The 13,383-nt window shown below is 70.8% G+C and carries 15 protein-coding genes and 1 riboswitch; of the genes, 10 read left to right on the forward strand and 5 right to left on the reverse strand.

Annotation, left to right across the window (positions count from 1 at the left end; genetic code table 11):
• Window positions 1–36 precede the first annotated feature (36 nt).
• Complete coding sequence (locus tag ACTWJ9_RS19660; protein ID WP_279338027.1) at window positions 37–1,533, forward strand: serine/threonine-protein kinase; 1,497 nt, start codon at window positions 37–39, stop codon at window positions 1,531–1,533.
• A gap of 52 nt (window positions 1,534–1,585) precedes the next feature.
• Here the strand turns inward: ACTWJ9_RS19660 and ACTWJ9_RS19665 are convergent, their stop codons facing one another.
• The 3 genes from ACTWJ9_RS19665 to ACTWJ9_RS19675 are packed head-to-tail and all read right to left on the reverse strand — an operon-like array spanning window position 1,586 to window position 2,459.
• Window positions 1,586–1,819, reverse strand: a complete 234-nt coding sequence (locus tag ACTWJ9_RS19665; RefSeq protein ID WP_279335547.1) for a helix-turn-helix domain-containing protein — start codon at window positions 1,817–1,819, stop codon at window positions 1,586–1,588.
• A 20-nt stretch (window positions 1,820–1,839) separates the two neighbouring features.
• Window positions 1,840–2,262 carry a PIN domain nuclease gene (locus tag ACTWJ9_RS19670; protein ID WP_279335548.1) on the reverse strand — a complete coding sequence of 141 codons (423 nt, stop codon included), beginning with the start codon at window positions 2,260–2,262 and terminating at the stop codon, window positions 1,840–1,842.
• A complete protein-coding gene (locus ACTWJ9_RS19675) occupies window positions 2,259–2,459 on the reverse strand; it encodes a hypothetical protein (protein ID WP_387039112.1) in 201 nt (66 codons plus the stop codon). The genes ACTWJ9_RS19670 and ACTWJ9_RS19675 overlap by 4 nt, the downstream gene beginning before the upstream one ends.
• Window positions 2,460–2,863: 404 nt before the next feature.
• On the opposite strand from ACTWJ9_RS19675, the gene ACTWJ9_RS19680 reads away from it, so the two are divergent.
• From ACTWJ9_RS19680 to ACTWJ9_RS19720, 9 genes are all read left to right on the forward strand, one after another.
• Window positions 2,864–3,508, forward strand: coding sequence for a SurA N-terminal domain-containing protein (locus tag ACTWJ9_RS19680; RefSeq protein WP_279335550.1), 645 nt, complete (start codon window positions 2,864–2,866; stop codon window positions 3,506–3,508).
• Between the two features lie 84 nt (window positions 3,509–3,592).
• Window positions 3,593–4,609 (forward strand): nucleoside triphosphate pyrophosphohydrolase, encoded by a 1,017-nt coding sequence (locus ACTWJ9_RS19685; RefSeq protein ID WP_279335551.1) that lies wholly within the window; start codon window positions 3,593–3,595, stop codon window positions 4,607–4,609.
• Window positions 4,610–4,671: 62 nt separating this feature from the next.
• Window positions 4,672–5,958 carry a cytochrome P450 family protein gene (locus ACTWJ9_RS19690; RefSeq protein ID WP_279335552.1) on the forward strand — a complete coding sequence of 429 codons (1,287 nt, stop codon included), beginning with the start codon at window positions 4,672–4,674 and terminating at the stop codon, window positions 5,956–5,958.
• A gap of 335 nt (window positions 5,959–6,293) precedes the next feature.
• A complete protein-coding gene (locus ACTWJ9_RS19695) occupies window positions 6,294–7,307 on the forward strand; it encodes a transglycosylase family protein (protein WP_443294514.1) in 1,014 nt (337 codons plus the stop codon).
• 205 nt (window positions 7,308–7,512) lie between these two features.
• Window positions 7,513–7,680: riboswitch (cyclic di-AMP (ydaO/yuaA leader) on the forward strand.
• A 3-nt stretch (window positions 7,681–7,683) separates the two neighbouring features.
• Window positions 7,684–8,469 (forward strand): transglycosylase family protein, encoded by a 786-nt coding sequence (locus ACTWJ9_RS19700; protein WP_279335554.1) that lies wholly within the window; start codon window positions 7,684–7,686, stop codon window positions 8,467–8,469.
• 347 nt (window positions 8,470–8,816) lie between these two features.
• A complete protein-coding gene (gene eno / locus ACTWJ9_RS19705) occupies window positions 8,817–10,100 on the forward strand; it encodes a phosphopyruvate hydratase (RefSeq protein WP_279335555.1) in 1,284 nt (427 codons plus the stop codon).
• 98 nt (window positions 10,101–10,198) lie between these two features.
• A complete protein-coding gene (locus tag ACTWJ9_RS19710) occupies window positions 10,199–10,675 on the forward strand; it encodes an FtsB family cell division protein (protein WP_279335556.1) in 477 nt (158 codons plus the stop codon).
• A gap of 145 nt (window positions 10,676–10,820) precedes the next feature.
• Window positions 10,821–11,372 (forward strand): DUF501 domain-containing protein, encoded by a 552-nt coding sequence (locus ACTWJ9_RS19715; RefSeq protein ID WP_279335557.1) that lies wholly within the window; start codon window positions 10,821–10,823, stop codon window positions 11,370–11,372.
• The gene (locus ACTWJ9_RS19720) at window positions 11,369–12,322 is read left to right on the forward strand and encodes a Ppx/GppA phosphatase family protein (protein ID WP_279335558.1); all 954 of its coding nucleotides are present in this window, start codon (window positions 11,369–11,371) and stop codon (window positions 12,320–12,322) included. Before ACTWJ9_RS19715 ends, ACTWJ9_RS19720 begins: the two co-directional genes overlap by 4 nt.
• Before the next feature lie 16 nt (window positions 12,323–12,338).
• On the opposite strand, the gene ACTWJ9_RS19725 is transcribed toward ACTWJ9_RS19720, so the two are convergent.
• Both ACTWJ9_RS19725 and ACTWJ9_RS19730 read right to left on the reverse strand, forming a co-directional pair.
• The gene (locus tag ACTWJ9_RS19725) at window positions 12,339–12,608 is read right to left on the reverse strand and encodes a type II toxin-antitoxin system RelE family toxin (protein ID WP_279335559.1); all 270 of its coding nucleotides are present in this window, start codon (window positions 12,606–12,608) and stop codon (window positions 12,339–12,341) included.
• Window positions 12,605–12,877, reverse strand: coding sequence for a type II toxin-antitoxin system Phd/YefM family antitoxin (locus ACTWJ9_RS19730; protein WP_279335560.1), 273 nt, complete (start codon window positions 12,875–12,877; stop codon window positions 12,605–12,607). Before ACTWJ9_RS19730 ends, ACTWJ9_RS19725 begins: the two co-directional genes overlap by 4 nt.
• Window positions 12,878–13,383: the final 506 nt, after the last annotated feature.

Here is a 13,383-nt window from a genome sequence, read left to right on the forward strand (position 1 = left end):
GTGACGGCGAAACGGGTCATCGCCGGCCGCTACGAACTGTCCACGCTCATCGGGCAGGGCGGCATGGGCCAGGTCTGGACGGCCTACGACAAGCGGCTGGACCGGCGGGTGGCGGTCAAGCTGCTGCGCCCGGACAAGGTGGCCGGGCAGGAGGCCGACGAACTGCGCCGCCGTTTCGTGCGCGAGTGCCGGGTGACCGCCCAGGTCGACCACCCCGGTCTGGTCACCGTGCACGACGCGGGCAGCGCGGGCGAGGAACTGTTCCTCGTCATGCAGTACGTCGACGGCGCCGACCTCGGCGACCACCTCGCCGAGCACAACCCGTACCCGTGGCAGTGGGCGGTGGCGGTCGCCGCGCAGCTGTGTGCCGCGCTGAGCGCGGTGCACGCCGTGCCGATCGTCCACCGCGACCTCAAGCCGCGCAACGTGATGGTCAAGCAGGACGGCACGGTCACCGTGCTCGACCTGGGGGTCGCCTCCGTGATGGACAGCGACACCACCCGCCTGACCCACACCGGTTCGCCCATCGGCTCACCCGCCTACATGGCCCCCGAGCAGGCGATGGGCGGCGCGGTCGGCCCCTACACGGACCTGTACGCACTCGGTGCGCTGCTGCACGAACTGCTCAGCGGCGACGTGCCCTTCGCGGGCTCGACCGCGCTCGGCGTGCTGCACCGGCACCTCTACGAGGCACCGCGGCCGGTGCGCCAGATCCGCCAGGAGGTCCCCGAGGCCCTGGAGGCTCTGGTGCTGCGCCTGCTCGCCAAGGACCCGCAGCACCGCCCCGCCTCCGCCCAGGAGGTCTACGAGCACCTGGCGCTGCTGCTGCCGTCGCGGGGCACGCCCACCGGGGCGCCCCTCGACCCCACACGCCCCTTCCTGCGCCCGCACGCCCCCTGGCCGGACCTCGCGCGCACGCCCGCGCCCCAACCCGCCCCCGTCGTACCGCCCGCGCCCGTCGCGGAGAAGGCCGATGTCGCCGCCGCCGTGGACGAGGTCAAGCGGCTGCTCGGCGAGGGCCGGATCACCCAGGCCGTGGACATCCTCGGCAGGATCCTGCCGATCGCCGCGGAACAGCACGGCGAGCGCTCCCCGGTCGTGCGCACCCTGCGCAAGCAGTACGCGGCCACCCTCCTGGACGACGGCCAGTACCGGCGCGCGCTGCCCGAACTGCGCCGCCTCGCCTCCGAACGCGCCGCCGAGGCGGGCCAGGCCGACCCGGAGTCCCTGCGCCACCGCTACGAGGCCGCCCAGTGCCTGGAGCAGCTCGGCGACCCGGCGGCGGCGCTCGCCGAGTACCGGGCCCTGCTGCCGTACTACGAGAACCGGTACGTGGCCGCGGGCGACCCGCAGCTCGCCCATGACGTCCGCCGCCGCATCGGCCACCTCCTGCTCGCCCTCGGCGACCGCCCCGCCGCGCACGAGACCCTGGCCCGGCTGCTGCACGACGTGGAGCGCGCCCAGGGCCCCGGCCACCCCCTCGCCGCCGACATCCGCCGGACACTGGGCTGGCTGGGACAGATGCGCGGATGACCTGAACGAACCGGAGGGAAGCCCCGGTCCCGGTGCGCGAGTACGCCGGATGTCAGGTGTCGAAGTCTGCATGCAGCGAGAGAGTTCCGCCGAGGGCGGCGACATAGGCGGCGAGGGTGTCCAGCTGGGGGTTGTTGGCGCCGCTTTCGAGGCGAGCCACGCGGGCCTGGCTGACTCCGAGCCGGGTGGCCAGGGCACGTTGGCTGAGGCCATGGGCTTCGCGGAGCTGCCGGAGGAAACGGGCGACGTCTTCGGGGCCGGTACGCAGTTGGGTCTTGGTATGCATAAGAGTGCCTCTACGGGGCCTCAGTCCACCGAACCGCGTGGAGCGATCCAACGGTGCGGCTGTCCGGTGGCCTTGGCGATCGCTTCGAAGTCGGCGTCGTAGTGGAGGAGGACCAGGCCGGAGAGTTCCGCGGTTGCGGCGACCATCAGGTCCACTGCTCCCGGGCCGTGGTGTTGTCCTGAGGTGACCAGGAGTTCTTGGACCTGGCGGGCGCGCAGGAGGGTGCGTTCCGGAGCGGGAGTCCAGCCGAAGGCATCGTGGAGATAGCGATCCAGGAGAGCACGTTCTTCGCGACCTCCGGCAGCCCGCACCAGCTCGAGTTCGGTCACCTCGCATACGCTGACGCGTCCGGCGTCGAGCACCTGGGCCCATTCCCGCTCCACGCCCGGCAGGCGGAACAGGCGATTGCAGGCACTCGTGTCGATGAGGAAGGCCTTGCTCACGCTGACGGAGCCTCACCGAACGCTCCGCCTTCGTGGGCGAGTTCGCTGAGCCGACGCCGGGCGGCCCGGCGTTGGTAGATGGCCCCGGCCGCGATCTCGACGGCCCGGGTAAGGGTCTCGCTGTCGTCCTCGGTGTCCAGGAGCTGCTTCATCTCGGTGAGACGGTCGTCGTCGATCTCGATGGTGATCGTGGCCATGGAGTCCTCCCGCTGTGGTTCCGTACACCGTCATGATAACAAATGAGTTATTTTTGCACGGGCAGTCGTGTGCCCCACGCCATCCCCACCCCCAAGGCGCTGCAAGGAGGCAAGGTCAAGCAATCGGGCGGCACAAGCGGGCCCGGCCAGGAAGTCTGCTGCACGTTCTTCGGCGCGTCCGCCGCCCTCTGCCCCGGGGATCCCGGTGATCTCTTTCCCAGCGGTGTCGCCGGAGTCCCCGGCCTTGCTCGGGCCGACGGTGAAACCGGAGCGCCGATGTCGGCAGTGCTCGAAGTCGCGGTGAATCGTTGGTCGAATGGGTTGGCCAGAGCCCGGCCGCTGCCTACTATCGATCACCGCAGGACTTTGTGCACCGCCGCACAAGCTCTCCTCAGGAGGTTTCCTTGCACCGCCGTCGTCGCACCGCGCTCCTCCTCACCGCCGCCCTCACGATGGCGGCCCCCCTGCTCACCGCCTGCGGGAACGACGCGCATCCCGGCGCGGCGGCCGTCGTGGGCGGACAGCGGATCACGGTGTCGCAGCTGGAGGACCGGGTCGGCGAGATCCGCGCGGCCCAGCGGGAGGCGGTGCCGGAGGCGCAGTACGAGCAGGCCGTCGCCCGCACTGGCAGCCTCACCCGCGACACCCTGCACGGCATGGTCCTGGACCGTGTGCTGGAGCGCGCCGCGCGCGACGCCGGGGTGAGCGTCACCCCCAAGGAGGTCCAGCAGATGCGGGCCGGTCTGGAGCAGCAGGCCGGCGGGGCCGAGGCGCTGGAGACGGCCTGGCTGCAGCAGTACGGCATCCCGCCGCAGCGCCTCGACGACAACCTCCGCCTCCAGGTCCAGGCGCAGAAGCTCGCCCAGCGGCTCGGCGCCGACACCAGCCGGCCCGAGTTCTGGCAGGCCCTGTCCGAGGCGAGCAGGAAGCTCGACGTCGACCTCAATCCGCGCTACGGCACCTGGGACGACGAGAAGAGCAGCCGCGTCGACGCCAGGACCCCGTGGGTCCGGGACGTCACGGTGGACGGAGTCCAGCCGATCGCCTGAGGCGGCAGGCTTACTGTCACACCGCGTCGGCCTCCCTGTGGACAACTTTCGGGGGCCGGCGGTTCCGTGGGTTAGTTTCGGATCGTGAACGCAACCAGTCCCGCAGCCCCCTCCGCCGTACTGCCCGGCCGCATCGTCCTGCTCACCACCAGCCACCGTGTCGCGCCCGGCCTGCTGTCCTGGCCCGCCTGGCAGGCCCTGCACGCGGCCGACCGGGTGCTGTGCGCGGACGGCGCCCATCCGCAGCTGCCGTACCTGCGGGAGGCGGGCATAGCCGTCGAGGAGGCGGCACCGGCCGCCCGGGACCTGGTCGAGGCCTGCGCCGGCGGGCGGACCGTGGTCGTCGTGGCGACGGGCGAGGGCGAACCCGCCCTGACCGACGGACTGGCCCGCCTCGCGGGCACCGGCCGCGTGCGGATGCCGGAGCTGGAGCTGCTGCCCGCCTCCTACGACCTGCCGGGCGCCCGCCTGCTCGACCTCGTCCAGGTCATGGACCGCATCCGCGCCGAGTGCCCCTGGTCGTCACTGCAGACCCACAAGGGCCTGGCCAAGTACGGCATCGAGGAGGCGTACGAACTCGTCGAGGCGATCGAGGAGGGCGACCGGGAGGAACTGCGCGAGGAACTGGGCGACGTTCTCCTCCAGGTCGTCTTCCACGCCCGGATCGCCGAGGAGCACCCGGAGGAGCCCTTCTCCGTCGACGACGTGGCCGGCGGCATCGTCGCCAAGCTCATCCATCGCCACCCGCATGTCTTCGGCGGCGAGACGGCGACCACCCCCGAGGAGGTCAAGGCGCACTGGCTGCGCACCAAGGCCGTCGAGAAGCAGCGCACCTCGGTCACCGAGGGCATCCCCATGGGCCAGCCGGGCCTGGCCCTCGCCGCCAAACTGGCCTCCCGCGTCCGCACCGCCGGCCTGGACGTCCCCCTGCCCCGGGTCGAGGGCATCGGCTACGAGCTGCTCGCCCTGGCGGTACGGGCCGAAGCGGAGGGCGTCGACCCGGAGGCGGCCCTGCGCGCGGCGGCCCGCGCGTACCGGGACGCGATACGGGCCGCGGAAGGGACCGGCGAGGAGGCCGGCGGGGAAGCAGCCGGGGAGTAGGGGAGTAACCGGGGGAGTAAGGGGAGGGCTTTCGGGGAGAAGGGGACAGATACGGTCGGGGCGTGACCGACCAGCCCCAGCACCAGCACCAATCCGAGAGCACCGCGCCCGAACTCTTCACCTGGGAGTTCGCGAGCGATCCGTACCCCGCCTACGCCTGGCTGCGCGAGCACGCGCCCGTGCACCGGACGCGGCTGCCCAGCGGGGTGGAGGCCTGGCTGGTCACCCGGTACGCCGACGCCCGGCAGACCCTCGCCGACCCCCGCCTCTCCAAGAACCCGGCGCACCACGACGAGCCCGCCCACGCCAAGGGCAAGACCGGCATCCCCGGTGAGCGCAAGGCCGAGCTGATGACGCATCTGCTCAACATCGACCCGCCGGACCACACCCGGCTGCGCAGACTGGTCAGCAAGGCGTTCACACCGCGCCGCGTCGCCGAGTTCGAGTCCAGGGTGCAGGAGCTCACCGACGGGCTCATCGACCAATTCGCGGACCGCGGCTCCGCCGACCTCATCCACGAGTTCGCCTTCCCGCTCCCCATCTACGCCATCTGCGACCTGCTCGGCGTCCCCCGGGAGGACCAGGACGACTTCCGGGACTGGGCGGGCATGATGATCCGGCACCAGGGCGGGCCCCGGGGCGGGGTCGCCCGGTCGGTGAAGAAGATGCGCGGCTACCTCGCCGACCTCATCCACCGCAAGCGCGAGGCGCTGCCCGCCGAACCCGCCCCCGGCGAGGACCTCATCTCCGGCCTGATCCGCGCCTCCGACCACGGCGAGCACCTCACCGAGAACGAGGCCGCCGCCATGGCGTTCATCCTGCTGTTCGCCGGTTTCGAGACCACCGTCAACCTCATCGGCAACGGCACCTACGCCCTGCTCACCCACCCCGAGCAGCGCGAGCGCCTGCAAGCCTCACTCGCCGCCGGGGAGCGCGGGCTGCTGGAGACCGGTGTGGAGGAACTCCTGCGCTACGACGGGCCCGTGGAGCTGGCCACCTGGCGGTTCGCCACCGAGGCGCTCACCCTCGGCGGACAGCACATCGCGGCCGGCGACCCGGTCCTCGTCGTCCTGGCCGCCGCGGACCGCGACCCGGAGCGGTTCGCCGATCCCGACGTGCTCGACCTCGCCCGGCGCGACAACCAGCATCTGGGGTACGGCCACGGCATCCACTACTGCCTGGGCGCCCCGCTGGCCCGGCTGGAGGGCCAGACCGCGCTCGCCACGCTGCTGACCCGGCTGCCGGACCTCAGGCTCGCGTCGGATCCGGCCGAACTGCGCTGGCGCGGCGGGCTCATCATGCGCGGACTGCGGACCCTGCCGGTGGAATTCAGCCCATGGCCGAAGTGATTTCCTGAACGGTCACCGGACATTTGACGTAGCGATCCGCCGGACGGGCCCGTGACGGCCGCCGGGTTGCCGCCGAAGTGGCTTTTGTGCAGCCTCCGCACACCTCCGGCGTGACCGTCGGGACCCCTCCGGACACGGTCCGTCGCCTCGTCGCCGAAGTGGCACAAACGTGACACCCACTCAACTCTGTGATCTTCATGTGATCTGCGCGGCATGAACTTGTGACAAGTGATTGTCTGCGGCTACGTTCACCCATCAAGCACGGTGCATCGGTTGCACAGCTGCGCAGTTCGACTCGCCGTGCGGGTAACTGTTGTCCTGCGAAAGGTCTCCGCATGCTCTCCGGGAACGGGCGTCACCGTCGCCCCCGCCAGGCTCCGGCTCTCGTCGTCGCTGCCGGAGTGACCGGCTCAGCCATCGCGATTCCGCTTCTCGGGGCCAGCGGCGCCAGCGCGGCCGAGGGTCCGACCTGGGACCGGGTCGCGGAGTGCGAGACCGGTGGCTCATGGAGCCAGAACTCCGGCAACGGCTACTACGGCGGCCTGCAGTTGACCCAGGCGGACTGGGAGAAGTACGGCGGCCTCGACTACGCGTCCAGTGCCGACCAGGCCAGCCGTGGGCAGCAGATAGCCGTGGCCGAGAAGGTCCTCGCCGACCAGGGGGTCGGTGCGTGGCGGGCCTGCGGCCTGCTGTCGGGCCTGGGCGGCGACTCGGGCAAGGCCGGCGCCGACACCGGCGCGGACGGCGGCTCGTCGTACGACTCGTCCGGCACCGGAGGCTCCGCCACCCCGGCGCCCTCGCAGTCCTCCGGCGCCTCGTCGGACGGCAAGGGCGGCAACGGGGGCAACGGCGACAAGAGTGCTGAGGGAGGTAAGGGGCAGGAGGTGGACGAAGGGTCCAAGTCCGGCGGTTCGGACGCCGAGCCGGACGCCTCTCCCTCCGCTTCCGCTCCTCCCTCCGCCTCGGCCTCCGCCAAGGGGGGCGACTCGGGCAAGTCGGGACAGAAGGCGGGTTCTTCGGACACATCCGCGAGTGAGGCCCCCACCGGCCGTCACCGCGGCGCCAGCGCCGAGGAGCAGGTGCGCGAGGACCGCGAGTCCGGAAGCTCCGGCCGGCACGCCTCGCGTGGCGGTCTCGGCCTCTCGCGCGGCCTCGACGGCTCGCCCCGGACCGACAGGGCTCCCGTGGGTGCCGGAATCGGTCCCTCGGTCGCCGCCGACTCCCTTGCGCTCGGCGGTGGATGGCTCACCCAGTACAGCGGGGGCGACGAGGCCGCGGGCGCGGCGGTCTCCGACCCCATCCTTCCCGGTCAGGCGCTTGTGTTCGGATTCGGGTCGGGCGAGGGCTGACATTCGAAAAGGCGCGTCGATGGCGGCAGTTGAGGTCATATTTCGTGCTGAATGTCCGTTATAAAGGCGATGAGAGATAGGTCTCAGAAGCCCTGATCGTCTTTGATTATCCGCAGGGCGCGTGTCTACGGTCAGGACCGCTCGCCACCGCGGGCCCCGGCTGCCGCCACGCCGAATCCTGCCAGTGGCAGCACGGGAACACTCGTCGCGTCATGCGCCGTAGGCAGGAGCGGGGGAACCAAGGTAGGCGCCGCATCCGGAGATTGACGCCGGATCGGCTAGGGGTGAAGCCGTGTCCCGGGAGGGACGCGGCCGGGCAACTCAACCGGCCCGAACCCGACAGCTCACCTCGTAGGCGTCGGTGAGGGGATCCTCCATGCTGTTTTCCGGCAAGGGCAAGCACCGTCGTCCGTCCAAGGCCACCCGGGTCATCGCCGTCGCCGGCGTCACGGGTGCCGCCGTCGCCGCCCCGCTGATGGCGGCCGGCAACGCTTCCGCCGCCACCGCCTCCGAGTGGGACACCGTCGCCCAGTGCGAGTCCGGCGGCAACTGGTCCATCAACACCGGCAACGGCTACTACGGCGGCCTGCAGTTCTCCGCCTCCACCTGGGCCGGCTACGGCGGCACGCAGTACGCCGCCACCGCCGACCGGGCCAGCAAGTCCCAGCAGATCGAGATAGCCGAGAAGGTCCTCGCGGGCCAGGGCAAGGGCGCCTGGCCGGTCTGCGGCAAGGGCCTGTCCAACGCCGCCCACACCGGTGGCGGCTCCGGCAACCAGAACGCCGGCAACCAGAACAGCGGTTCCTCGCAGAACACCCAGAACTCGCAGAACACCCAGAAGCAGGACGCTCAGGAACAGAGCGCCCGGAAGCAGAGCACTCAGAAGCAGAGCACCGGCTCCGCCCCCGAGCGCTCCACCGAGCAGAAGGCCTCCCGCTCCGACGAGCGTCCGGCCGCCGAGAAGAAGACCGTCACCACCCCGACCGGCGAGAAGGTCGAGAAGGGCGACGGCGAGTACAAGGTGGTCAAGGGCGACACCCTCAGCTCGATCGCCGAGGAGCACGACGTCAAGGGCGGCTGGAACAAGGTGTTCGAGCTGAACGACGACATCGTCGAGGACGCCGACCTCATCTACCCGGGTCAGCAGCTGCACCTGAAGTAAGGCGCGGCCGCAGGCCCAGGGGGCTCCGTCCCCACGGAGCCCCTCCCCGTCCCCACGGGGTTTCCCCCGCCCCGGTGCGTGTTCCCCGTACGCACCGGGGCGGGGCTTTTCCGTACGGGCGGGTCCTTGCCGACGCCCGGTGCCCGACGTCCGGTGCTCGGTACCGGTCGGCGGACACGAGGGACCCGGTTTCCGGATCCGTCTTTGTTCCATTCGGAAACAATTTACTCTCGGTTCCGTCCGAGGGGCGGCCGACCGGATGGCCGATCGCCCGGAGCCGGATAGGCTCGGTTCCGCAGGGCCCCGTGGCCCGGCTGATCCACGTCACATCCATGAAGGAGATGCTCGTGCCGTCCATCGACGTCGTCGTAGCCCGGGAAATCCTGGACTCCCGAGGCAACCCCACCGTCGAGGTCGAGGTCGGCCTCGACGACGGCAGCACGGGTCGTGCCGCCGTTCCGTCCGGTGCCTCCACCGGCGCCTTCGAGGCCATCGAACTCCGTGACGGTGACCCCGACCGTTACCAGGGCAAGGGAGTGGAGAAGGCCGTCCTGGCCGTCATCGAGCAGATCGGCCCGGAGCTGGTCGGCTACGACGCCACCGAGCAGCGCCTGATCGACCAGGCGATGTTCGACCTGGACGCCACCGACAACAAGGGCTCCCTCGGCGCCAACGCCATCCTCGGCGTCTCCCTGGCCGTCGCCCACGCCGCCTCCGAGGCCAGCGACCTGCCCCTCTTCCGCTACCTGGGCGGACCCAACGCGCACCTGCTGCCGGTGCCGATGATGAACATCCTCAACGGCGGCTCGCACGCGGACTCCAATGTGGACATCCAGGAGTTCATGATCGCCCCGATCGGCGCGGAGTCCTTCTCCGAGGCCCTGCGCTGGGGCACCGAGGTCTACCACACGCTGAAGAAGGTCCTGAAGAGCAAGGGCCTGGCCACCGGCCTCGGCGACGAGGGCGGCTTCGCCCCGAACCTCGGCTCCAACCGCGAGGCCCTCGACCTCATCCTCGAGGCCATCAAGGAAGCCGGTTACACCCCCGGCGAGCAGATCGCCCTGGCGCTCGACGTCGCCGCCTCCGAGTTCTACAAGGACGGCTCGTACGTCTTCGAGGGCAAGGAGCGCTCCGCCGCCGAGATGACGGAGTACTACGCCGAGCTGGTCGAGGCGTACCCGCTGGTCTCCATCGAGGACCCGCTGTTCGAGGACGACTGGGACGGCTGGAAGGCCCTCACCGACAAGCTCGGCGACAAGGTCCAGATCGTCGGCGACGACCTGTTCGTCACCAACCCGGAGCGCCTGGCCCGCGGCATCGAGGAGGCCACCGCCAACGCGCTGCTGGTGAAGGTGAACCAGATCGGTTCGCTGACCGAGACCCTGGACGCCGTCGAGCTGGCCCAGCGCAACGGCTTCAAGTGCATGATGTCGCACCGCTCCGGCGAGACCGAGGACGTCACCATCGCCGACCTGGCCGTCGCCACCAACTGCGGCCAGATCAAGACCGGCGCCCCGGCCCGTTCCGAGCGCGTGGCCAAGTACAACCAGCTGCTGCGCATCGAGGAGATCCTCGACGACGCCGCGGTGTACGCGGGCCGCAGCGCCTTCCCGCGGTTCCGCAACGCCTGACGACCCGGCTCCGCCAGTCGTCCGTACGTCCCCGGAGACGGTCCCGTACCGTGTCCGGGGACGTACGCGCGTATGAAATGTGAACGGGAGACGGGGACATGGCCGTGAAGGACCGGGACCGCTTCTCCACCGCTACCAGGATCCGGCTGATCGGTGAGCAGACCGCGGCCCGGGTCTACCGTTCGCAGACCAGACGCCAGGCCCGCCGTTCCCGGCTGACCGGCCGGGCCGCGCTGCTCGCCCTGGTGGTCTGCTCGCTGATCGTGGCGCTCGCCTACCCCATGCGGCAGTACGTGTCCCAGCGCGCCGAGATCGCCGACCTCCAGCAGGAGCAGGACGAGGCCCGCCGGCGGGTCGAGGAACTGCGCGACCTCAAGGCACGCTGGCAGGACGACGCCTACGCCGAGCAGCGGGCCCGCGAGCGGCTGCACTACGTCATGCCCGGCGAGACCGGCTACATCGTGATCGACCCGGGCACGGCCGAGAAGTCGCGCACCGACCTCGGAGCGGCCGACCGCCCCTGGTACGCGAACGTCTGGGACGGGGTCGACAGGTCCGACGCCGCCGCGCGGTGAGCCCCGGGTTTAGCCTTACTACCCTCAGCCGTCGTTCCGGGCCACCGCCTTCCGGAGCCCTCTGGGCCCGCTGAAGCCCTTCAGGAGCCCTCCAGGAGTCCGGGAGGGCCGCACGTCCCGTACAGAGACCCGCAGAAAGACACGTATGGACACCCCTCCGCCCACGACCCCGCGCACCGAGCCGACCGACGCGGACGTCGAGGCCTTCAAGCAGCAGCTCGGGCGGCCCCCGCGCGGGCTGCGCGCCATCGCGCACCGCTGTCCCTGCGGACAGCCCGACGTCGTCGAGACCGCGCCGAGGCTGCCCGACGGCACCCCCTTCCCGACGCTGTACTACCTGACGTGCCCGAAGGCGAACTCCGCGATCGGCACGCTGGAGGCGAACGGCGTGATGAAGGAGATGACGGAGCGGCTGGCGGCGGACCCGGAGCTGGCGGCCGCCTACCGCGCGGCGCACGAGGACTACATCCGGCGCCGCGACGAGATCGAGGAACTGAGGAACTTCCCGAGCGCCGGCGGGATGCCGGACCGGGTGAAGTGCCTGCACGTCCTGGTCGCCCACTCGCTGGCCGCCGGCCCCGGCGTCAACCCGCTGGGCGACGAGGCGCTCGCGATGCTGCCCCAGTGGTGGCGCAAGGGCCCGTGCGTGACCCCGCCCGGCGACGAGCCGGCCACTTCCAAGGAGGACGACCGATGACCCGGGTCGCCGCCGTCGACTGCGGTACGAACTCCATCCGGCTCCTGGTGGCCGACGCCGACCCCCGGACGGGTGAACTCGTCGACCTGGACCGGCGCATGACGATCGTCCGGCTCGGCCAGGACGTCGACCGCACGGGCCGGCTCGCCCCCGAGGCGCTGGAGCGGACGTTCGCCGCCTGCCGTGCGTACGCGGAGGCCATCAAGGAGCACGGCGCGCAGCGCCTGCGCTTCGTCGCCACCTCCGCCTCCCGCGACGCCGAGAACCGGGACGAGTTCGTGCGCGGGGTGCTGGACGTCCTCGGCGTGGAGCCCGAGGTCGTCACCGGCGACCAGGAGGCCGAGTTCTCCTTCACCGGCGCCACCAAGGAACTGACGGGGCGGGCTGACCTGCGCCGCCCGTTCCTGGTGGTGGACATCGGCGGCGGCTCCACCGAGTTCGTCGTCGGCGACGACCGCGTGGGCGGGGCCCGGTCCGTCGACGTGGGCTGTGTGCGGATGACCGAGCGGCACCTGGTGCGGGACGGGGCGGTGGCGGACCCGCCGACCGAGCGGCAGATCGCGGCGATGCGCGCCGACATCGAGGCCGCCCTCGACCGGGCCGAGGAGACGGTCCCGCTGCGCGAGGCGCGCACCCTGGTCGGCCTGGCCGGCTCGGTCACGACGGTCTCGGCGATCGCCCAGGACCTTCCCGCGTACGACTCGGCGGCCATCCACCACTCCCGGGTCTCCCGGGAACGCGTCCGCGAGATCACCGAGTGGCTGCTGCGCGCCACCCACGCCGAGCGCGCGGCGGTCCCGTCCATGCACCCGGGCCGCGTCGACGTGATCGGGGCGGGTGCCCTCGTCCTCCTCTCGATCATGGAACGGATCGACGCGAAGGAGGTCGTGGTCAGCGAACACGACATCCTGGACGGCATCGCGTGGTCCTTGGCGATCGACGAGGGATGAGAGAGGGGACGGGGCGCTACAGGTTGCGGTAGACGTCCCGTCGGTCGCCCACTTTGACGACGAGGATGACGAGTTCGCCGTCGTTGATCTGGTAGGCGACCCGGTAGCTGCCGACCCGCAGCCGGTAGAGCCCCGACGGGCCGGTGAGCTTCTTGACGTCGGCGTCCTCGCGGTACGGATCGTCGCCGAGCGCGGTCAGTGCGGTGAGGATGCGCATCGCGTCGTGCCGGCTGATGGACCGGAGCTGCCGCTGTGCTGCCGTGGTGAACCGGAACGCGTACTTCACGCCGCGCCTTCACCGCGCTCGCTGAACAGGTCCGCCAGCAACTCGGCCATGGAAACGGTGGGCCCGCCGTCGGCCAGAACTGCTTCCGCCTCGCGGGCCAGCATCACGTCAGCAGCCTCCTCCAGTGCTTCGAAGTCGGAGATCGGCACGACTGCGGCGACCGGGGCGCCGTTGCGTGTGATGACCGTCGGAGTGCCTTCCTCGGCCCGGTTGATGTGTTCCGAGAGGTGTGCGCGTGCGTCCCTGACGGTCACGGTGTTATCGGTCATGAGTCAAGTGTACGCGCTCGCGTGTACACGCTGCTGGATACGGGAGCCGCGTCCGTGGGGCATCCTGGACGGCATCGCGTGGTCCGTCGCCGTCGGTGAGCAGGACTCTGCTGAGCAGGGTGGATACCGTTTGAGCGGTGATCGGTAGGGCCGATGGGCCCCTTCCGGCGGGTGTCGGCGGGAAAGTTCGTGAAGTTCTTCACAAGGAATCGGCCTCCGTGAGTCGAAGAAGAGGGCCCGGTTGACCCTTTCGGGCACCCAAACCCCCTTTGAACACGTTCAGAAGGGGCGGGCGGATACCCCCGGACCGGTCGCCGCGGAAGCCCTGCTCATGGTCTCGCGGTGCCCGAAAATCCAAAGAGATGCAGCTCACGAGGTATTGACAACGGATCGGGCCGAGTACTCGTTCCCGTTTCCCGGCGTGGACTTGATCACAAAAGTCGGGAAGTGTAACACAGGCACTGACCGAGCTTGTGAAGGGGCGCACGAGCTCACCCCTGAGGGCG

Source organism: Streptomyces sp. GDS52, assembly GCF_052246875.1.
GTDB lineage: Bacteria > Actinomycetota > Actinomycetes > Streptomycetales > Streptomycetaceae > Streptomyces > Streptomyces cathayae.